General features: G+C 43.0%; 15 protein-coding genes. 7 read left to right on the top strand and 8 right to left on the bottom strand.

The window, feature by feature from the left end; translation table 11 throughout:
• Positions 1-367: 367 nt before the first annotated feature.
• The 5 genes from Q0110_RS06120 (at position 368) to Q0110_RS06100 (ending at position 8,072) form a co-directional block, all read left to right on the top strand.
• Positions 368-1,429 carry a DUF1848 domain-containing protein gene (locus Q0110_RS06120; protein WP_297904245.1) on the top strand — a complete coding sequence of 354 codons (1,062 nt, stop codon included), beginning with the start codon at positions 368-370 and terminating at the stop codon, positions 1,427-1,429.
• Positions 1,430-1,582: 153 nt separating this feature from the next.
• On the top strand, positions 1,583-2,578 hold the full coding sequence (locus tag Q0110_RS06115) for a DNA/RNA non-specific endonuclease (protein ID WP_297904242.1): 996 nt from the start codon (positions 1,583-1,585) through the stop codon (positions 2,576-2,578).
• Positions 2,579-2,669: 91 nt separating this feature from the next.
• Positions 2,670-3,719 (top strand): efflux RND transporter periplasmic adaptor subunit, encoded by a 1,050-nt coding sequence (locus tag Q0110_RS06110; protein ID WP_297904240.1) that lies wholly within the window; start codon positions 2,670-2,672, stop codon positions 3,717-3,719.
• A gap of 10 nt (positions 3,720-3,729) precedes the next feature.
• Complete coding sequence (locus Q0110_RS06105) at positions 3,730-6,774, top strand: efflux RND transporter permease subunit (RefSeq protein WP_297904237.1); 3,045 nt, start codon at positions 3,730-3,732, stop codon at positions 6,772-6,774.
• 5 nt (positions 6,775-6,779) lie between these two features.
• Positions 6,780-8,072 (top strand): TolC family protein, encoded by a 1,293-nt coding sequence (locus Q0110_RS06100; protein WP_297904234.1) that lies wholly within the window; start codon positions 6,780-6,782, stop codon positions 8,070-8,072.
• A 152-nt stretch (positions 8,073-8,224) separates the two neighbouring features.
• On the opposite strand, the gene Q0110_RS06095 is transcribed toward Q0110_RS06100, so the two are convergent.
• Positions 8,225-9,055, bottom strand: a complete 831-nt coding sequence (locus tag Q0110_RS06095) for a class I SAM-dependent methyltransferase (protein WP_297904231.1) — start codon at positions 9,053-9,055, stop codon at positions 8,225-8,227.
• A gap of 107 nt (positions 9,056-9,162) precedes the next feature.
• On the opposite strand from Q0110_RS06095, the gene Q0110_RS06090 reads away from it, so the two are divergent.
• The gene (locus Q0110_RS06090; RefSeq protein WP_297904228.1) at positions 9,163-10,203 is read left to right on the top strand and encodes an AraC family transcriptional regulator; all 1,041 of its coding nucleotides are present in this window, start codon (positions 9,163-9,165) and stop codon (positions 10,201-10,203) included.
• A gap of 119 nt (positions 10,204-10,322) precedes the next feature.
• On the opposite strand, the gene Q0110_RS06085 is transcribed toward Q0110_RS06090, so the two are convergent.
• From Q0110_RS06085 to Q0110_RS06075, 3 genes are read right to left on the bottom strand one after another with little or no spacing between them, the layout of a single operon-like run.
• A complete protein-coding gene (locus Q0110_RS06085; protein ID WP_297904226.1) occupies positions 10,323-11,012 on the bottom strand; it encodes a DUF3823 domain-containing protein in 690 nt (229 codons plus the stop codon).
• Between the two features lie 24 nt (positions 11,013-11,036).
• A complete protein-coding gene (locus tag Q0110_RS06080; protein WP_297904222.1) occupies positions 11,037-12,812 on the bottom strand; it encodes a RagB/SusD family nutrient uptake outer membrane protein in 1,776 nt (591 codons plus the stop codon).
• Positions 12,813-12,826: 14 nt separating this feature from the next.
• On the bottom strand, positions 12,827-16,042 hold the full coding sequence (locus Q0110_RS06075) for a TonB-dependent receptor (RefSeq protein ID WP_297904219.1): 3,216 nt from the start codon (positions 16,040-16,042) through the stop codon (positions 12,827-12,829).
• 700 nt (positions 16,043-16,742) lie between these two features.
• On the opposite strand from Q0110_RS06075, the gene Q0110_RS06070 reads away from it, so the two are divergent.
• Complete coding sequence (locus Q0110_RS06070; protein ID WP_297904216.1) at positions 16,743-18,032, top strand: nucleotide sugar dehydrogenase; 1,290 nt, start codon at positions 16,743-16,745, stop codon at positions 18,030-18,032.
• A 211-nt stretch (positions 18,033-18,243) separates the two neighbouring features.
• Here the strand turns inward: Q0110_RS06070 and Q0110_RS06065 are convergent, their stop codons facing one another.
• From Q0110_RS06065 to Q0110_RS06050, 4 genes are all read right to left on the bottom strand, one after another.
• A complete protein-coding gene (locus Q0110_RS06065) occupies positions 18,244-19,803 on the bottom strand; it encodes an STN and carboxypeptidase regulatory-like domain-containing protein (RefSeq protein WP_297904201.1) in 1,560 nt (519 codons plus the stop codon).
• A complete protein-coding gene (locus tag Q0110_RS06060; RefSeq protein ID WP_297904192.1) occupies positions 19,782-20,633 on the bottom strand; it encodes a FecR family protein in 852 nt (283 codons plus the stop codon). Before Q0110_RS06060 ends, Q0110_RS06065 begins: the two co-directional genes overlap by 22 nt.
• A gap of 5 nt (positions 20,634-20,638) precedes the next feature.
• The gene (locus Q0110_RS06055; protein WP_297904189.1) at positions 20,639-21,178 is read right to left on the bottom strand and encodes an RNA polymerase sigma-70 factor; all 540 of its coding nucleotides are present in this window, start codon (positions 21,176-21,178) and stop codon (positions 20,639-20,641) included.
• Between the two features lie 131 nt (positions 21,179-21,309).
• Positions 21,310-22,575, bottom strand: coding sequence for a carboxypeptidase-like regulatory domain-containing protein (locus Q0110_RS06050; RefSeq protein ID WP_297904186.1), 1,266 nt, complete (start codon positions 22,573-22,575; stop codon positions 21,310-21,312).
• Positions 22,576-22,638 lie beyond the last annotated feature (63 nt).

The following is a 22,638-nucleotide window of genomic DNA, read 5'->3' as shown; positions in this document are numbered from 1 at the left end:
TCACGGAATTTCTTTCTGCCAGGCATCGAACCCAATGCTCCGTTATCCTACCGAATAGTCCTATTAATCAGTATATTTAATACGCTATTATGTTTGTAGAAAAACTTGTACGTGTTTTCAAAGAAAGTCGTACGTGTTTTTGAAAATTCATGTACGTGTTTTTTAACGGTGTTATTCAATCTTGTATTTTATAATTAGATGATACTCTTAATTGGTTGGGAGAGCCGTATAATGAAGTGTAATTGTTTTTGTGAATATCCCTGAAAAAAGAAGTTGAAATGTTGAGGATTGACTATATTTACAAGGTTTCCTTCGTGCCCAAGCTATTCTGGTTGGTGCGGATGTAAGCGACACATATAGGTGTAATATGAGATCCTCTTTTGATAAATTAGCAATAACCACCGATTCCGGTGAGCAAGTAGAAGCGATAGCTCCGATCGTCATTTCTGCTAGCAGGGCGACAGATATTCCGGCCTTTTATGCCAAGTGGTTCTTTAACCGTTTGGCGAAAGGATATTGCGTTTGGTATAATCCGTTTAATCGGCAGAAGATGTACGTATCGTTCGGAAAGTGTAAGGTGGTCGTGTTCTGGACGAAGAACCCGGGGCCGATATTACCTTATCTGCATGAGCTAGATGAGCGGGGCATCCATTATTACTTTCAATTCACGTTGAACGATTATGTGAATGAAGGCTTTGAGCCGAATGTCCCTAGCGTGGAACAGCGATTGGAGACTTTCTGTAAGCTGTCGGAAATGATAGGAAAAGAACGGGTGATCTGGCGTTTCGATCCGCTTATTATCACTCCGTCCGTTACCCCGCATATCCTTCTCGATCGTATCCGGAAGATTGGCGACAGATTGAAAGGACATACCGATAAATTAGTGTTTAGCTTCGTGGATGTGAAGGCTTATCGCAAAGTGTGGAATAATCTGGTAAGAGAAACGGGCTGTTTTACGGACGAGAACGTAGAGACCGCCGAAATGAATACCTGGCAGCGTCAAAAGATGGTGGAGGGACTGGTAAAACTACGCAAGGCATGGGCCGAGAGTGGTTGGAGTATCAACTTTGCCACGTGTGCGGAAACGATCGATCTTAGCGCATATGGTATTGAGCATAATCGATGTATTGATAATGATTTGATGGAACGAGTATTTCGGGAGGATTACGAGTTGGTTTATTACCTTCGAACAGGCCGGTTACCAGAGCCAGATCTTTTCGGAATGTTTCCCACCCTGCCGGACAAGCGTAAGAACCTAAAAGACAAAGGCCAGCGGAAAGCCTGTGGTTGTATGATAAGTAAGGATATCGGTATGTACGACACTTGTCGTCATTTCTGTACTTATTGCTATGCCAATATAAGCAGGGAACACGTACGAAAGAATACGGCCCAACGCTCGGACGATAATGAGAGTTTGATTAGTGGCTAGAATGTAGAAATACCGAATAAAGGAACCGTATTAAATTAAGCCGTCTTTTATAGTAATCTAAACCAATACTATCCAAAAATAGTGTTGTATAGCATACTGGATTTATCTACTTTTGCATCCGGTACGAAAGATAAAGAACGGAAAATCTTAGGTATGGCAAAAAAGAAAGGTAAAGCTCGACCCCGGAAAGGTAAGAAGAAACGGACATCATCATTCGTCTCTTCCGTGAAGATGATGTTTTTGGGTGCGTTTGCGGTAGTGGTTTGCTTTATCGGCGTATTATTCATTTATAACTGGTTTTATCCGGTATCCGAGACACGGCCCGCAAAGAAGAAACAGGAACGGACCGAGTCTGTGGTTCGCCCGAAAGCTCCAGGTAAGGATAACTCCGGTACATCGGGCAAGAAAGCCGGGCGAGCGACAAAGCCAAAGAAAGAAGCCTCCACTTATACTTTTCAAGAGGGAACCGAGATTCCTAGACTGAAGAATAAACAAAAAGAACAAATTATAAAGCACGAAGGCTATACCGTATCTTATAATTCCGATTATAGGATCGCTAACTGGGTAGCCTATGAGTTGACTTCCAAAGAGGCGACAAGCAAGAAAAGCAGGCGGTCTAATAAGTTTGTCTCAGACCCCATGGTGAAAGGAGCTACCGCCACGAACGAAGATTATACCCGTTCCGGCTATGATCGGGGGCATATGGCACCTGCCGGCGATATGAAATGGTCTGCCAAAGCCATGCGGGAGTCATTCTATCTAAGTAATATCTGTCCGCAAAAACCGGGTTTGAACCGGGGTATCTGGAAAGATCTGGAAGAACAGGCTCGTTTGTGGGCGAAAGAGAATGGCTCATTGCTGATCGTGACCGGCCCGGTGATCACGGATGATCTCCGACGGTTAGGAAAGAACAGGGTAGGAATCCCTAAGACCTTTTACAAGGTAATTTGTACGATAGCGAACGGTAAACCGGAAGGGGTCGGTTTTCTGTTTGATAATAAAGATTATGGAAAAACCTCGTTAAAATCAATGATGATCCCCATCGATAGTGTAGAGAAGGTCACAGGGATTGACTTTTTCTTTTCTTTGCCCGATTCGATAGAAAATCCCGTGGAAGCATACGTGAATGATCGTAGTTGGTCTTTTTAAGGCACGTTATGCCCAACAATCTCCGGATGAGAATGTTTTATATTTACAGTGAAGAGAGTGGAATCATAATTAAATAAAAAAGCAAGTTATTATGAAAGGAAAATTAATCCCTGTGTTTGTTTTGGCAGCATTGGTTTCCTGTAGTCAACCACCCGTTAAGGAGCAAGGTCCTCGTCCCGTTAAGTTGGCAGACGTTACTTCGCTGAACGTGGTTGAGAAATCGTTCAGTGGAGTGGTATCGCCCGATCAATTCAGTGATTTGGCGTTTAAGATGTCCGGTCCGCTGATCTCGTTAAACGTGGATGAAGGTCAGAAAGTCCGTACGGGACAGATTGTGGCCGAGATCGATCCGCTGGATTTTAAATGGGAATATGAGGCGAAGAAAGCATCTTTCCAGACCGCTGAGGCGCAATTGCAACGTGCGAAGAAGTTATTGTCCAAGCAAGCCATCTCCAAGCAAGAGTATGAGTCTACGGAAGCCTCTTACTCAAATGCCAAGGCGGCTTTCGAGTATGCGCAAAATACATTGAACCAGACAAAGCTTCGTGCGCCGTTCGATGGATTTATCCAGAAGAAATATGTGGAGAATTACCAGAAGGTACAGGCCGGACAAGGAATTGTTTGTTTGATCAACCCGAATAAGTTACAGGTCGTATTTACGATGCCGGAGAGTAATATCGATTACTTCTCTTCTCCTTATTCTGTTTATGTGGAATTCGATAATTACAAGGGCGTTCGCTTCAAGGCGAAGGTGAAAGAATACGTGGAAGCCTCTCCCGATGGCTCCGGTGTTCCCGTATATCTGTATATCGACGATCCCAACTTTAATTTAGAGAAATATAAGGTAGCCGTAGGTTTCTCTTGCCGTGTAATCTTGAATGTGGATAGCGAGAGTGTCGCTCAAGGCGCCGTATTGGTTCCTCTGGCCGCTATTGTGGCAGACGATGCCACTAGCGATAAGTATGTGTTTGTCTATAACAAGCAATCTCAGAAGGTTGAGCGCCGCAAGATTACCGAGTCCATGCTGATCGGCAAGGATGGCGTGATCGTAACGGCAGGCTTGCGACCCGGCGAACAGGTTGTCTCAGCCGGAGCCACTCGTTTGGTGGATGGACAACAGGTAAAAGTATTAACAGATTAAGAGATAAACAATGAATATTCCAAAATATTCCTTAGAGAATCAGAAGATTATATACTTTTTCCTAGCGGTCATGCTGATAGGAGGTATCTATTCTTTCTTTAAATTGCCGAAGAAGGAAGATTCTCCCTTCGTAATCAAGCAAGCGGTTTTGGTTACCCAATATCCGGGAGCGACTCCTCAGGAGGTGGAGAAGCTGGTGACCGAGCCGATCGAGCGGGAGATTCAGGCCATGTCGGATGTGTTCCAGATCAAGTCTGAGTCTTATTTCGGTATGTCCAAGATTTCGATTGAGTTGCAGCCTACCTTGTCTCCGGACTATATGCCGGTCAAGTGGGACGAGTTGCGTCGTAAGGTAGCGAATATACAGCCCCGCCTTCCGTCTGGCGCCTCCTCGATATCCGTTAGTGATGATTTTGGAGACGTGTTCGGTATTTATTATGCCTTGACAGCCGATGAGGGATATACTTACGACGACCTGCGTAATTGGGCGCAAAAGATCAAGACGGAGCTATCTCCCGTACCGGGTGTACAGAAGGTCTATCTATTTGGAGAACAGACGCAAGTTATCAACGTAAAAATCTCTATTCCGAAGTTGGCGAACCTAGGTATCGATCCGAACGCCATCCAGCAGGTGATGCAGACGCAGAACTTGTTGGTGAATACAGGGGATATCAATACCGGTAATTATCAATTACGTTTGCGTGCGGAAGGTACGTATAAGGATATACAGGATATCCGGGACCAATTGATCGTGACGAAAGGTGGCGGTGAGGTTCGTTTGGGAGATATCGCTACGGTGGAGCGTGGTTACATGGCTCCTCCCTCGAACCTGATGCGTGTGGACGGATTGCGGGCGATTGGTATCGGTGTCGCTACCGGTTCGAAAGACGACGTGGTTGCTGTGGGTAACGCCGTGGCGGATCATTTGGCGGAGATGGAGCAGCTGTTCCCGGTGGGTATGGACCTGAAAACGATCTATCCGGAGAACAAGATCGCAGATGAGGCGAACAATGGTTTTATTTTGAACTTGATCGAGTCGTTGTTGATCGTTATCGTGATTATCTTTATCGTGATGGGGTCCCGTGCCGGTATGTTGGTCGGTAGCTCGTTGTTGTTCTCGGTAGGTGGTACCTTATTGATCATGTTGATCTGGGGTGTCGGCCTGAACCGAACCTCGTTGGCGGCCTTTATTATCGCTATGGGTATGTTGGTGGATAATGCGATCGTGGTGACGGATAATGCCCAAGTCGGTATCAAGCGGGGGCTTTCCCGTTATCAGGCGTTGATCGATGGTGCCACGAAACCGCAGTGGGCGTTGTTGGGCGCTACCTTTATCGCCGTATGTTCTTTCTTGCCGATGTACTTGGCACCGGCATCCGTGGCCGAGATCGTGAAACCGTTGTTTATCGTATTGGCGGTATCCTTGGGATTAAGCTGGGTCTTGGCCTTGACGCAAACCACTACCTTCGGTAATTTTATCTTGAAAGAGGCGAAACCGGGTGAGAATAAAGACCCGTACGACACGAAGCTGTATCATAAATTTGAGTCGGTATTGAGCCGCTTGATCAAGCGTAGATATGTTACGATCTCTACCGTGGTAGCTACGTTATTCCTTTCCTTGTTCGTGATGAGCATCATGCCGCAGAGTTTCTTTCCGATCATGAGTAAACCTTATTTCCGTGCGGATCTGATCTTCCCGGAAGGATATAGCATCTACGACGTGGAGACGAACGTGAAGAAGATAGAGGAGGAATATCTCAGCAAGAATGAGAATATCAAATCATACTCGTTTACCTTGGGAGGTTCGCCGGTACGTTATTACTTGGCTAGTTCTTCTATCGGCCCGAAGCCCAACTTCGCCAATGTGTTGATCGAGACACAGGATCCGGAGGATGCGCAAGCGGAAGAGGGTAAGTTCTACGATTATATGGTCGCTAATTATCCGAATATCTTGACCCGTTCGGCTTTGTTCGCCTTGTCTCCGGTTCCGGATGCGGCGATCGAGATCGGTTTTATCGGCGATAACGTAGACACGTTGGTTGCCTTGACGCAAAGGGCACAGGAGATCGCCCGGAATTATGATCAGGTTATGGAGGTTCGCAATAGCTGGGGTAACAAGGTTCCGGTGTGGAAGCCGCTGTATTCCCAAGAGAAAGGTTTGCGTCTGGGTATTACCCGTCAGCAGGTGGCTTATTCCTTGCGTTCGGCTACGAATGGTGTGCCTTTGGGTGAGTATCGTGAGGGCGACGTGTTTATGCCGATCTTGCTGAAAGACGCGGATAAGGACTCCATCAGCTTGAATGATATAAAGACGTTACCGGTTTATAGCGCTAAAGGCCGTTCGGTAAAAGTGGAGCAGGTGATCGATGATTTCTCGTTGGATTACGAGTTTAACGTGGTGAGACGATTCAACCGTGAGCCGTGTATGCTTATGCAGTGCGAACCGAAGCGTGGCGCCAATACGATGGCTGCTTTCAGTCATTTGTGGAAGGAGGTACAAGAGAAGATTCAGGTTCCGGAAGGGTATAAGATGACGTATTTCGGTGAGCAATCTGAGCAAGACAAAGGGAATAAGGCGATCGCCGCTAATATCCCGTTGATGTTCGGTTTGATTTATGTCACCTTGTTATTCTTATTCCCGAAATATTACCGGAAACCGGTATTAATCATGGCGATGCTGCCGTTGATCTTCATTGGTGTGGTATTGGGATTACTGGTGTTCGGTAAGTCTCTTGATTTCTTTGCCATGCTGGGTCTGTTGGGCTTGATCGGAATGAATATCAAGAACGCGATCGTGCTGGTGGACGAGATCGGCTTACAATTGAACGCGGGCTTGTCTCCGGTGAATGCCGTGATAGAGGCAACGAAAACCCGTATCGTTCCGGTGACGATGGCTTCCGGTACGACGATCCTAGGTATGTTGCCGTTGCTGGGTGACGCTATGTTCGCCGGTATGGCGGCTACGATCATGGGTGGTCTGTTCGTTTCTACGATCCTGACGATTTTCGTGCTTCCGGTTACCTATTGTGTTTTCTTTAAGATTAAATCAGAGTAAAAGGTATGAGAAATAAAATAATCATAGGTTGTTTATTGTTGGGTGCCTTGTCCGTTAAAGCGCAAGACACACGGCTATCGGCTGTGGAATATAAGGAACGGGTTCTTGAATACAGCCGTCAGATCAAGCAAAGCTCTGAGGAGCGTATCGCTATGCAGCATGCGATCAAGGCCGCTAAGACCGGTTTCTTCCCTTCGGTGGACTTCTCCGGTAGTTATCAGTATCGGATCAATAAATATGATTTGGATTTCGGACCGGGCATGTCCGTGGAGATGGATCATAATACATATAGTCTAGGCGCTACGGTGAGCCAGCCTATTTATGCCGGTGGGCAGATCTATAATAACTATAAGGCTGCGCAGGTACAGGGTAAGATCACCGAGCAAGCGGAGGAATTGACAACGGATAATATCATTTATTCTGCCGATTTGAACTATTGGACAGCCGCCGCCCGTAAAGGTATGTACGATGTGATGTGCCAGTATGTAGACATTGTCGGGGAGTTGGCGAACGTGTTGACGATCCGTTTCAATGACGGCCAGATCAGCAAGACCGATTTATTGCAAGTGGAGTCTCGCTTGAAGGAAGCGGAATTGAATAAAAGCTCGGCTTATAAAGAATATCAGATCGCGTTACAGAACCTGAACTCATTGATGGGTGTGTCTCCATTGAACCCGATCGAGGTGGAAGATTCCATTACGACTTATCTGGCCTTGCCGTTGCAGGTAGGAGAGGATGTAGCTCTTCGGAACCGTCCGGACTACGCTATTTCCGAGTTGAACATAGAGTATCAAAAGAGACAGGTCAATTTGTCGAAAGCGAAATATAATCCGTCTTTGGCGATTGGTTTTCAAGGAACTTGGGGTACGCCGATGTTGAACGTGAAAGGTTCGGACCAGTTGTGGACTCCGGCTGTCTTCGCTTCCTTAAAGATACCTTTGTTCCATTGGGGAGCTCGTTTCAAGGAGGTAAGTTCCCAGAAGGCCATCCTTCGTAGTAAGGAATATGCTTTGGATAATACCCGTGATAAGATCGCTCAAGAGGTCGCGAACGCATGGACAAGCCTCACCGAGTATACGAAACAAATCACTGTCGCGGAAGAGGCTTGTAAAATTGCCGAGGAGAACCTTGATTTGAATACCTTCAGCTACAACGAGGGTAAGTTACCGATCTTGGATGTACTCTCTGCCCAATTGTCGTGGATTCAGTCTTACAGTAGCTTGATCCAGACTTGGTATCAGCAAAAGGCTTCTTTAGCTCAATATAACAAGGCTATAGGTATCCGTCGTTTGCAGTGAGGAATAGTATTTATATTGGCTGAAGACTAAATATGTGAAATAGGGCCCTTGCCAGGGAAGCCGGGGGTACAAGAAAAAGGAAATGGTGTTCCGGGGAAAAATCATTATGTTTTCTCCGGAGCGCTATTTCTTTTTTATAAATCTCGAATATCTTATTTTCTTTCCGCTGTTATCCGATATCCCCAGATACCGCATGAGCGATGAAGGGCAGGTATCTGGCGCATAAACCAACCGGCGATTCCACCTCGTTTTCGTTCATCGTCCATGAAATAAAAAGTATCCAGAAGTTGAATATTAGATGCCCAAGTTTCTACTTCGTGCGGATTGTCTATGCCGGACTTGAATTGCGCTTTTGTATGTTTGACGGAGGAGTGCATCTTCGCCTTGTTCACCATTATTGTACCGGAACGTTCGATGTATAGTTCACTATCGGGGAAATGAGCGGCCAAATCTTGGATGAATTGTTTTACCATCTCTATCTCGAAATACATCAATACACCTTCGCAAATAAAGATAAACGGTTGGTGGGCGTGTTGTTTCCGGAGTTGTTCCATCCAGGCGGTGCTGAACATCGAAGCGGAGATGTAGCGGTCGTTCTCTGTTTCGGGTAATAATTGGCTGCGGAGATTCATGACTTCCGGTAGGTCTAATTCATAACAGATTGCCTTTTCCCTGTTCCGTAAACGTTGAAAACGGGTATCAAAGCCGCATCCTAGGAGTACGATCACCGGTTTCTGCTCGCGGTCGATAAAACGTTGTGTCACCCGGTCTAAATAGCGTGTCCGGATGGATACACCCAAGAGGCTCATCTTGTCATTGCTGAATTGAGAAAAGTCGTAATCCAAATGGCAGACAATCTCGCATGCTTTCTCGTCGCGGATGATAGCGTCTTTTCGCTGCGTCTCTTGTGCCCGCATCCACAAAGGAATCAATAATGTCTCGGCTACCTTATCCTGAAAGTTTAATTTAATCTTTGTTTCCATAAGTAAATACCTACAATTTGCGATTGTTTTATCATTACAAAAATGGTTTATTTGCGGATAGGAATCATTACGAGAAAAGGAATCGTTTTTTTATATAAAGGAATAAAATGGTAAGGTACGAACTTTCGGAAGATAACGAGTGTATCGACATGAGCTATGATCTGTCGGATGCTATCCGTTTTTCCCCGATCTCACGGAGCGAGAATAAGCGATGGACAGTCCGGAATCATTATTTTAAAGGTTGTTTTGAGGAAACACGAAATAATCGTTTCAATATCGTTCATTCATCGATATATAGCGCAAATGATTGCAGCCTTCGGACAAAACACGATGGGGGGTCTTTCCTTTCGCTGGGAATTGTCCAGAGAGGGAGTGTGGAGTTTATCCAATCCGGCAAGCGTTATACGTGGCAACGACAGGAGGCGAATATCTTGGTTGGCTCGGATTATCACGATGAATATAATTTCTTTCGTGGAGGGAAGACCTTTGAGATGCTGAACTTGGTTATATCCGTTCCTTTCTTGCGTTCTTTGGCAGAGCGGTATCCGGCCTATTTCGAGGATGTGTATTTACGGCAAGAACGGGGCGAGACTTTTATCTTCTCGCCTCGAAACCAGCTTGTTTCTCCTTTGTTGCAGGAATGTGTTCAAAGTATTACCCAAGCTCGTATGTTGGGGAATTTCTCGGAAATGTATTTGGAATCTAAGATACAGGAGGCGCTTTCGCTGTTTATCGGTGATTTGGATATGCCTTTATCCCGAAAAGAAAGGGATTCGGTTATCAAGGAGAAGATATTTCTAGCCAAAGAGATACTGACGCAAGAATACCTTTCCCCGCCATCTTTGCATGAGTTGGCATTGCGTGTCGGGACTAATGAATGTACGTTGAAAACGGAATTTAAGAAGTATTTCAAGCAAACAGCCTTTTCTTTCTTATTCGACTATCGGATGCGATTGGCTTCTTCTTATTTGCTGGATACGGATAAGAGCATTGCCGAGATAGCCGAACTGACCGGTTACGAACATCCCAGCCATTTCTGTATTGCTTTCAAGCGGAAATTCGGAGTAACCGCCTTAGCATTCCGGAAAATAAGCAAGACAAAAAACAAAGAGAGGGGTGGGGAATATTTTTTAACTCCCGAAAAATGAAGGTGTATCATGTTTTGAAGTACCTTCATTTTTCGGAGCATTACTAATTTTTTCCATATCTTTATTGAAACTTCCTCAGAAAAAACAATATTAGATACGAAAGAAAAACAAGAGTTAACTTACAATTCTATGGTTTTCGTAAAATTATAGCGTTTGTCGCCACTCTCAGTCCGAGCGCCTATACGAACATAGTACGTACGTTTTTCCTCCAAGCCGGTGATTGTTTCCTCAAATGTCGTATTCAAGATCTCATTATCGGGGATAGAAGATAAATCTTTCATCGGACTTAAATCTGTATCTATGATATTAGAGCCTACGTTCGGATTTGTCGAGACAAAAATGCGAGTATCTATAATCTTTTCCCCGACTTGTTGGCGTTCTATCTTATAGGATACGTTTAGCGTCTCTCCCTTTCGTTCGATATGTAAAAGAGAGATGTGCAGGAAAGGCATCACTTCAAAGTCTACATTTACTTGGCCCTTGATCTCTACCGTTTTCGGTTCCACGTCAAAGAACGGGCCTTCTACAGGTGTCACTTCGTAAGTGCCGGCAAACAGTTTCGTGTTTTGAAACGTTCCGTCTGCTTTTCCCCAGAAATATTCTAACTGAGGATTATCACTCCAACTGATTTCTGCCAATTGGATACGGAATCCGTTCGGTTGCTCTGTTGCGAGCGGCTCGCCGGTTATCTTGTCGATTACCCGTCCTGTCAATGTTTCTTCCGGTCCATCGTAATTATCCAATGTGCCGCACGACAACATCAGGCATGCGGTAAAAGTAAATACTGCGAATAATTTTGTACTTTTCATCCTATTTCTTGTCTTTATACTTGATTAATATCCTGGGTTTTGTACCAAATTCGGATTTGTTGCAATCTCTGTAGTTGGTATCTGTTGATAGTATACTTTCACTTGGAAAGTAAAGGGAGTGGAGAGTTCTTCTTCCTTAAAAATATACTTGTTTTCATCATATATATAATACGGGCAAAGGGCCTTGAACTTTCGGTTATTGATTTCCGAATCAGCGATCCGCCAACGGCGTAGATCCCAATAAGTATGGTTCTCGAAAGCCAATTCCATTCGTCTCTCCTTTTGTATGGATTTCTCGTCCAACTGGTCTGTGGTGTACGGTTTTGCCCCTGCACGTTCTCGTATCTGGTTAACGCAATTCAGTGCGTCTTCTTTCTTGCCCAGAGCGTAGGCCGCTTCTGCCCGGTTCAACAATATTTCCGCATAACGACATTCGATGTACGGTGTTGTCGATTTACTATATGTGACATCTGCGTTATTTAAGTTTGGATTTTGATACTTACGGACAAAGAAACCAGTGTTTGTCGTCTCGTTAGCACCCATTCCGCTTTTCCCGATAACTGGTACACCATTATACAAAGGGATATTTGTCGGTTCGGAAGATGTATGTAATTTTCCATCGGGATAAGATTCGTACAAACCTTGTTGTACATCTATTACTTCTCCCTTAAATTCATCTCCTGGGAAAATGACAGAAGCACGCAAACGAGGTTCTGCCTTGGCAAAAAGGTCTGTCCGTTTTTCATAACGTACCGGAGAGGCGTTTGTTCCTATTTTCAGCCAGTCGGAATTACCGTCTACGTCATCGAACATCTTCACCAGATCCAAGGTCGGTAACCATCCCGAGCCATATCCTTCTGCCCCGCGCATCTGAAATGGTATTGCCCACATATCGAAGTTATGGGCGTATTCCGGATAAACGTAATACTTACAAAATATATTTTCCGGACTTTCCTCATCTAGGAATAACTGCCAATAATTCTCGAATTTATCGCTGTATTTATTATATAAACTGTATTTACCATCCAATGCTTTCGATGCATTATATGACAATTCGTAGTAGCGTTTTGCCTCTGAAGCTGGGATTCCCAAGATTCCGTCTAACTGAATCGTCCCGTATTGGGCGATAGAAGCGGCGTATAGCATTGCTCTGGATAGTAAGGCATATGCCACATTCTTATTGACTCGTCCTTTGGATACGCTCGTTTCGGGAAGCAACTCAATCGCCTTGTTCAAGTCTTCTGCGATAAAGTCGTAAACCTCTTGTTCTGTATTACGCGGTACTTGTAATTCTTCCAGATTTTGTTCCGGAAAATTTTGTACTTCTTTTATGATAGGAATACCTCCGTAACGTTTCACCATGGCGAAATAGTTAAAAGCTCTCAGGAAGTAGGCTTCACCTAAAAAGTTATCACATTGTTCTTCTGAATAGGATTCCTCATAGCTGGGAAATGTTTGCAGGAAGTAATTGATATTTCTGACCGCTGAATAATTCCATGCCTGAAACCATTCTCCGGAAGGTGAGTCATAAATGAAATGTTGGCGATTTAACATATATTCGCCCGTACAAATACCCGAGCCCGGATTCGGAAAATCCTGTTCGAACCCATCGGTTATCTTAAACTTAAAATCCTCGATAGGAAGCTCGGAATACATTCGTGCCATATAAGCTGTAATTCCGGATTCTGTAGAGAAAACATCTTCATCCTGAATGATATTCATTGGTGGTACATCCAGGTCATTACAGGAGAACAGGGTAGCGACAGACAAGCACCCTACTATTATCAATTTGTGATTCATGGTTTCTTAATTAATTAAAATGAAACATTTATGCCGACATTATAAGTTTTAGACAAAGGATACAAATACCCGTAAGTATCGCTAGGATGTTCCGGATCTAAGTATTTGATACCAGTAAAGGTTATTAGGTTATATCCGCTGAAGTACAAACGAACCCGTTGTATCCCTAAGCGAGACAACCATTGTTTCGGGAAAGTATACCCGATTTCCAGACTCTTCAATCGTAAGTAAGTTGCGTTCTGTACGGAGCGTTCCGATTCCTCGTAGTTCTTTGTTTCCCCGGTGTTTGTAGAAGGGTAATAACCGGGAATCCATTCGCTATCCGGATTATTCATATCCACTAGGTGCCAGCGGTCCATGAACATAGCTAAGCCGTTACGGTCCCAATATAATGGCATTTCCAGTTGTTCCGGGTATTTCACGTTACTCATGGCTGCGCCTTGGAACAACATTGTTAGGTCAATGCCTCTCCATTCTGCTCCGATAGTAAAACCAAAGTTAATCTTCGGATCGCCTGTCGTGGCAATAGGATGCTTATCATAATCATCTATGACACCATCACCATTCCAATCTTCATAAGCATAATCCCCCGGACGTGCCGTGGAATTACCTTTTGAATCCATGATTGGAGAATGATAAACCTCATCATAGGATGTGAATTGTCCTAAATAACCATATCCCCACCATAGATCGTTATAACGGTCTGTAGAATTATCCCGCCAATTTCGATAAGAATTTCCACGACGGGAGATTTCTTTTTTTGTCCAATTCGTACGAGCGTAAGAAAAATTTCCAGAGAAATAATACGTGAAATCCTGGATTGTATTCCGATGGGTCACCGCAATTTCAAAGCCTTTCGTCATATCTCCTTCTAGGTTCTCCTGCGGAAGGCTGGCACCGACTGTTCCCGGTAAACTCGAACTTCGTGTAGCGAGTAATCCGTCTCGATCACGGGTAAAGTAATCGACCTGAAAGCCCAAAAGCCCATTCCATAAATCGGCATCTATACCGATATTTAGCATCTTGGAAGTAAACCAGGTGATGTATGGGTTCGACATACCTCGCATTCCAAGGGCATTCACATATGTTCCATCGAATACAGTACCGCTTGAAGGGTAATCATAGCCTGTCAAAAATTGATAAGTAGAGGAATTATCGTCTCCCATTTTACCGTAGGATGCACGTAATTTCAAATTATTGATAAAGGATAATGATGGATTTTCCTTAATAAAAGTTTCTTCCGATAAACGCCAACCGATCGAACCTGCAGGGAAAAAGCCCCAGCGATGTCCTGCCGCGAATTTGGAAGAACCGTCCATACGGAAACTAAACTCTGCCATATATTTGGAGGCGTAGCTGTAATTTAAACGTCCGACCCAGCCTTTATTGGCAATTTTCCACAATCCATCCTGATTGTACAAAGCTGTGTTGGGAGAATAACCGCTTGAATTCATGGAACCTTCTTGATTCAAGGAATTCCCGGCAAAAAGTTCATCAACAGAATCCATACTGAAACGCCGTTTTGCGTAAAAGTTATCCATCCGCTGTGTATTCTCTTCGTATAATGCCAGTACACTCACATCATGTAATTCATTGAATGTCCGATTATAATTCAAAGATAATTGTAATAAAGATGATTCATGTTCTTTGAACGAACGTTTGACAGATGACGGGGTTTGTGTCTTCGTTGGATTATAAACAGCGTTTTCCGTGTCGTAAGTGTATAATGTATATTCTTTCTCGAATTCCTTATTTTCCCACATGGTGTAGTCGTAGCTGTAAGAAGCTTTCGCCTTCAAGCCTTGAATGAAAGGGACATCATACTCTAAGTTGAACGTGCTTTGGAAACTTTTTGTATTATTTTTCTTGTAGCCGCTGATGTCTGCGTCGGTAATTGCCATCGGGTGGTCTGCGTCAGCGGCGTTATACATATAATTTGGATTGTCATTTGCATATAAAGGCCAAGTAGGAACTTGTGTCCAGATGGATTTGTAGACTAACCAAGCATCTGAGTAAGGAGCATTTTTTGTATCCTTCATTGCCCCTAGCAAGACCTCGGCTTTCAAATGTTTTGTCAATTGAGCGCTGATATTAGAACGGGCATTAAAACGCTCATAGTTCAAATCTCCACTTTTCCAATATCCATCCTGCTTCAAATAACCAAAATTGATAAAGTAATTGATCTTCTCCGTCTGTCCATGAGCACTAAAACTATGTTGGGTCTGGGGGGCAAACTTATTAATGGCCGACCCTGCCCAGTCTGTACTTTGTCTGCTCCCATTCAAGTAAGGCTCGAAGTCAGTATCTGAATACATAGGCGAACGACCATTATTAATCGCATTCTCATTCATCATCGTCATATATTCTACCGCATTTGCCGTTTCTGGTAAGCCGGTTGCTTGTTGCCATCCTACACTACCGTTATAGTCCAGCTCTAGTTTTCCTCCTTTTCCTCGTTTGGTCGTGATAAGTACTACACCGTTAGCGGCACGTACACCATAGATAGCCGCTGAAGCATCCTTAAGAATGGAGATATTCTCTATTTCGTTAGCATCAATGCGGTTCATGTTTTCTCTTGGAACACCATCTACAATAATCAATGGATTCCCCATTCCGCGAATTTGGAAAGTGTTATTAAAAGAACCTGGCTCACTAGATTTTTGTACGACACGTACACCCGGTATTTTTCCGGAAAGCATATTCTCTACATTCTCGTTTTTCGTTGTTAAGATATCATCGCTATTGATAGCGGCAACCGATCCGGTCAATGTCACTTTTTTCTGCGTACCATAGCCGACAACTACTACTTCATCTAATTTTTGGGTATCTTCCTTCAATATAATTTGAAAAGAATCCTGATTCCCAACTCGTATATCCTGAGACAAGAAACCGATGTACGAGACTTCAAGTATGGCGCCCTCCGGTACGGAAAGTGTAAATTTACCATCTATGTCCGAAATTGTTCCATTAGAACTTCCTTTGACCATGATGTTCGCTCCGATAACAGGTGTTCCGGAAGCGTCTACCACCGTTCCCGTAATGGTCTTGCTTACTTCTTCTTTTTGCTGGCTTAAAGATACTGTGGGTACCACATCGGATGGTGACACCACACGGACGAATCCGTTTTCTTCCACCGAAAGGTTAAAACTCGCTGGTAATGCTACGCCTGAAATCAGGCTGAGGCTACCGAAAGCAAGTCCTTTCCTAAAATTCTGTTTAAGGTTACTCATCTTTTCTTGTGTTTTTATTAGTAATAAATAAAGGTCTCTTTTATCTCTTTCCAGACAATACGGATATACTCGTCATGTAGACGATATACCGTCTCTTGGTAAGAGATCGTAGAAATATTTATTCTGCTTATTATCAAATATGTAAAATATAATGAAGTATCTTTTTTACTCAGTTTACTCAGATTGGTACTCGAAAACGGAAAAGGTTATAGCTTGGAAAAATATATTTTCTCGTTACACGAATTAGCCATAAAATGGATAGTAGAAAATAACATGATATATTTACATACACTGTTGATTAGCACGTTACAATAGCTAAAAGTGTAAATTATGCCTTAAAATGATCTTTATAGTTTTTTGTTTCACCAATTATAATTACATTTGAAACGTATTTCTACGATCTCTTACCAAGAGACATGCCATTTATTCCCTTTTTGAATTTTCTGTTTTTTTACCCAGAGGTTTCTTGTTCCAGAAAAGAGATGAGGGACTTCTTATATGAAATAAAAAGCCCTTTATATCGTTAGGTAAAGTGAAGATTGTTACATTTGCATATGATATACATTGCTGGTGAAAAGATTACTTTCTTTTCTATATGCATTGTGGAAATTGGTAATGCTGGTGGAAGAAGAAGGTCGGCAGGGGTTGAGGATATTTGTGGAAATCCGTGTTTTTTAAGTAGAATGACGAAATAATAAAGATGTATACAAAGTTACTAGATAGACAAACGAAACTTGCCCTTATCGGATTAGGATATGTCGGGCTTCCTATTGCGATGGAGTTCGCTAAATATGTTTCAGTTATCGGATTTGATATCAATGAGGAGCGTTTGGAGAAACTTCGGAACGGTATTGATCCGTGCGGAGAACTTCCTGCGGAGACTTTCGAGCATAAAGATATCATATTTACTTCTTCTGTAGAGAGGTTAAGAGAAGCAGCCTTTTATGTGATAGCCGTTCCTACTCCGATAGACAGTCATAACGAACCGGATTTATCCCCATTGCTGGGTGCGACCCGTACGGTAGGGAAAGTTCTTCAGCGAGGTGATTATGTAGTATACGAATCTACCGTATATCCGGGATGCACGGAAGAGGATTGCATTCCAATCTTGGAGGAGGTTTCTGGGTTGAAAGTAGGGAAGGACTTTAAGGTCGGGTATTCACCGGAACGGATCAATCCGGGCGATAAGGTACACACTTTGGTAAATACCGTAAAGATTGTTGCCGGTTGTGATACCGAGGCTTTAGAAACTATAGCGGAAGTCTATAAACTTGTTGTCCGAGCTGGGTTACACCGTGCGCCTAGCATCAAAGTGGCTGAGGCGGCCAAGATTATCGAGAATACCCAGCGCGATGTAAATATAGCCCTTATGAATGAACTATCCATAATTTTCGATCGTATGGGTGTAAATACGTTCGATGTTTTGAAAGCCGCTGGAACAAAATGGAATTTCCTCCCTTTCTCTCCCGGGTTGGTAGGAGGACATTGTATAGGGGTAGATCCCTACTATCTGGTACATAAGGCCAAAGAATTGCAATACCATCCGAAGATGATCAATTCCGGTCGCTACGTAAATGATTCCATGGGGCGGTATATCGGAAAAAAGGTCGTGAAAAAAATTATCTCACAAGGGAAAAATATTCTAGGGGCGCATGTGCTGGTGATGGGAATGACTTTCAAGGAAAATGTGTCGGATATACGAAACTCGAAAGTCGCGGATATTATCAACGAGTTTAAAGACTTCGGGGCCGAAGTAGATGTGATGGACCCGTTCGCTTCCCCTTCGGAAGTATTGCGGGAATATGGTATCCGTCTAGTAGAGAAGCCCGGTAAGAAATATGATGCCGTGGTGGTAGCTGTCGCCCATGCGACCTATCTGAAGCTGGATGAATCTTACTTCATGTCGATCACGAACGAGCATGCCGTACTGGTAGATGTGAAAGGGATTTATCGAGGCTGTATCCATCGTATGATTTATTGGAGCCTGTAATTGTTAAAAAGTAACACAAGCTGCAAAGAAGTTTCGATAAACTTAAAAAAATGTGTTGTACAATATCTTTTTTTATTTGCTCAATAATATTAATTAGCCCATCTTTGCATGCAGATAACCTAAACAATCTTTTTGCCTTAAAGACTAATACCTATTAAAAACCTATAAAGAGAGCCTTTGCGAAAAGGCTCTCTTTATGATTTTTAAGGGATTAGTCGTTTATTTCCTCTATCTTAGAGGTGATTTTGCTAATAGCCTCATTTAGTTTTTCCTCGGGTAATATTATGTTAAAATCTCCCCAGAAACCTTCATCATAAGTAAAGTGAGTATCTGAGAAAACCGTGTGCGTAGGGAGCGATTCAATGCGTGAGAAACGGTAGACATTAGCTGTGTCTATTTTGCAGGTAACCATTTCGAACCAAGTATGCAAAATGCCTGTGTTAAAAAGTTGTCTTCTTTTTTTAATTTTAAAATGCAGATCTCCTCGGATATGATTAATGTAATAAGTGTCATTCCATTGTTTATAAGATACCGTATAAGTTACTTTTTGAGGGGTGATCCGTAAATTCCTACTTTTTTTCTCAACAAACATGCCGATCGCTTGTTCGATATATCGAGGAGCTACCTCAAAGTCTACTCTTAATAAGGCGTTATTTTCCGTGTCGATATATATTTGTCCCCGGTAAAGCGGTTCATCGATACTTTTCAGTTGCTCAAAAGAGATAACATTGGCAAGGCGATCATCCACTACCGTGATGTCCGTATGGGCGTATGTATAGCGTGAATCCGGGTTGGGATCTAAAAACTCCGGTAATTGTTTCATCAAATCCAAGATAAGGCAAGAGTAGATACCCGATCTCATTTTTGTGATCAACGTGTCTTTTTCCTGCTCGTTACTGATACGGCGCATTTTTAATAGTTTGACCTGATCGGCTAGAGCTTTGGTGTGATAAGATGCCTTATATATCTTAAAAACAGCTTCGGTTAGTTTTACTAGACCTTTTTTACGCTCAATACCTTCTCGGTAAAATGTGGTAAGGAAAATTGGATGTTGGGCATAATTATTCTTTCTCCCATTCAACATCTCTTGTAATAAGCGTTTTGGATTTGTTAAGCGTACGATGACTTCTTGGATGGAGATTACTTTTGGCTCGAGAGATAGGGTGGTATGTTTGCCTGCAAGTTCCTGGCTATCCATTTCCCGGGGAAGATAGCCGATATGAGAAAAAAGTACTTTGGATAACCGGAGTGAGTCCGGTAATTTCAACCTGAAATCTCCGTTCTGGTTGGTGATAGTACCGATAGCGGCCTCATTGATTCCTACCGATCCGAAAGCAATCGGCTCGTGGGTATATTGATCTTGCAAAGAACCTTCTATCATGAAATAAGTTTGTATGGAATCAGGGAGTACGGATACGCTTTTAGAAAGTACGGAGGGGTTCTCTGGCACATAGAGTAAAAGATGGTTCTCTATCGCACGGATCGCCAAGCCCTTATTACCGGTAATTGCGTACACGGCTTCTTGTATCGTATAATCTCCACCTTTTATTGATGTCGTTTGTTCATTATTGATAATGGTGCTGTCGTATATGAAAAGATAACCGGAACATTTCGTAACGAGTCCCAGCAGTTGGTAAATAGTTCCTTTTGATTTTGGCAATTGTATGAGTTGCCCCAATACGTTGCTGTTTTGTGCTTTTATAGGGATAAAGACTACGAGGAGTAGTAAGCATCCTATGATTGGCCATTTCAAGGTTCGGAAATTATCCATGTGTTGTTTTCTTGCGTACATTTTAGTTTTAGAGCCGCGCAAATCAGTTCAGCCACCATTGCAGGTGAATTATTATAGAAACAGACAGTCAACCGTCTATTTTCTAGATCAGGCGTTGTCTTCAAGGATGTCTTCGGATATTCCAGATTGATCACATGTAAGATATCCACTAGTTTCTCATCCTTGAATTGAATCCGGCGGGTGTAATTGGAGAATTGTTCGTTGTCTTGAGTAGGAGTTACTTGCAATTGGTCGGAAAGCAAGGAAACGGTTTGACCGGCCTTCACCAATGTTCGTTCTCCGTTCTTTTTGAGTGTCACTTTCACTAATCCTCGTCGGACGGCCAATTCAAAGATGTTCTTATCAGAACTTTTGATATTGAATGAGGTTCCCAAAACCTCGATCCGGGCTTGTTCGGTTTCGATCAGGAAAGGACGTGCCTTATTTCCACTTACATCAAAAAGGGCATTTCCTTGTAGGGACACCTCTCTTTTTTCTCTTTGGAAATGCTTTGGGTAGCTTAGCCGGCTGTTATCGGCCAAATAAACAATAGATCCGTCTTCTAGGGTCGTGATCAAGGTGGTGGAAGCCTCGTTATTATGTAAGGTAAGTAGAGCGGTTTCCGGTGTCCGTCCTTGTCTAAGAAAAATAACTGTGATTACCGATACGCAGAGTATAACGATAGCGGCAACCCATTTCATAAGTCCGGTCCGATACAGGATTTGTTTATCGGAAGTCGGTTTATCCAAAAGTCCGTCTTGCTCCAAGCGTGTGTATAATTGTTCCCATGCTTGGTCTGTTTTCAATTTATTTTTTTCTATTTGACTCATAACTGTTAAGTATAATTCTCGATTTCTTTTCTTAGTACTTGTAACGCTTTGGTCATTTCCGCTTCTACTGTTTTTATGGATAATGAGAGACTGGAGGCAATCTCCGCATATTTCATCCCCTCGAAACGGTGCATACGGAAGATTTGAAGACGGCGTTCGGGTAATTTCCCTAATGCCCGGTTCACCAAGGATTGCAGTTCTTTGTACTCAAGTTGGTCTTGCGGGGTATCTGATTCGGATTTTGGAACCTCCCCGGTCAGAACCGTGTTTTGGTATCGCTGTCGTACTTCCTGATGCTCCAGATATTGTAAAGACCGGTTCCTGATCGCTCCATAAAGATAATTCTTGATGGAACGTAAGATCGGAAGAGATTCCCTTTCTTTCCAGAACACATAAAACAGGTCTTGAACGATCTCCTCCGCGATTTCCTGTTTTCCTGTTATACTGGTTGCGTATAGGCAAAGAGGGGTATAGTAAAGCTTGAAGATGTTCTCGAAAGCTTTGATATCCCCTTCCTTGATCTTTTTGAGTACGAACAGATCCATTTCTATTCAGTTGATGATTGGTAATAGGCAATTTAGCAGACCGTCAAAGATACTTTATAGTTCGCAGGACGTTTTCCGATCCAATATGAATTATCCCCATAAGGGCAGGTAAATCCTTATCCTTGCTAAAGTTATCTTGCTTGTTGTTTTTTCAGCTTGTGTACTGCGTTCTCCAGTGATTCGGTAGGCTCGATGATGTTGTAGGCTCCCCAGAAATTCTCATCGGCGAAGTCTGATACTTTGTCGGATAAAGACTGATCCGCTTTAAAGGACATCCGGTAGGGAATGGAGTTACTTTGCTCTTTGTCATCGGTAATGACCATTTCGGATACGATCGTATAATTAGTAGAGAAAAGTCTTCGTTTCCAGTCACATTTGAAGCGAACCTCATTTCGGATGTAGCTCAGATGGCTTACGCCATCGCGTTCTTTGTAAGTTACGAGGAAAGCTACCTCCACTGGCTTAAATCGAAGGCCAAAAGGTTTCTTGCGAAGAATAGCCTCGGTTGCTTTATTCCGGTCATCCATGCTAAGAGCGAATTCCGCACGGCTGAAAGAAAGTTTTTCCTTATCAATATAAAGCTTGCCGTAATACAAGGCATAAGGCAAAATCACCTGAGGCTGAAAACTGATTACGTAATGTGGTCGATCATTTAACATCACACTTTCTTCCATGCGGAATGCGTAATAAGGTATGACATTCGGATCGAGCAATAAATCCGGATTCTTTACTACATCCACATAAACGGACAGGTTGGGTCCTCCTAATAGTTTCACGGCTAATGTATCGCTAGCTTTTTGGCTCAATAATTTACGTCCTTTATAGATTTGTACCCGGTCTCGCTCTACATTCCTGTCTTTATAAGGTGTTTTATAGACATCGATAACCGCTTCTGATATATTAATGTAACGACGGCCCTTTTGTGCGGTTTCCCGATAAAAACCTGTGAGCATACTACCTGTGGCAATGTAGTTTTTATCTATTTTCTCAATGGCCTCTTTAACGATATACCGAGGGTCTCCGGCCCGAATAATGACTTCGCTAAGTGTATTCGTATTTGGTTCGAGTAATACCGTATATTCTGATATATCCTTGTTGTTCACTGGGATCAACCCATTTAAATATCCGATGTGCGATACTTCTACTTGTCTGGCGTGGAGGTTATTTCTCACTTTGATAGAGAACTCGCCGTCTTTATTGGTGATTGTTCCTGCATTAGTCCCCGGAATAGAGATATTCACGTATTCCAGTTTTTTTCGTGTTTGTTTGTCTTTTACTACACCGCTGATGGTAATAAACTCATCGTCTGCGTTATCTTGTGCCATCGTGAGAGTTGCATGGCAGGTCAACAGTATTATCAGGATAAATCCCATAGTTTGTTTACAGAGTGTTTTCATATTTGTATTGTTTTTATATGGTAAATAATCTCTTTCTACTTATATGATCGCTCAGAAAAGAAA

The organism is uncultured Parabacteroides sp., from assembly GCF_947855115.1.
GTDB lineage: Bacteria > Bacteroidota > Bacteroidia > Bacteroidales > Tannerellaceae > Parabacteroides.
Note: the sequence above shows the minus strand (reverse complement) of the source record. Positions and strands in the feature narration are given on the sequence as shown.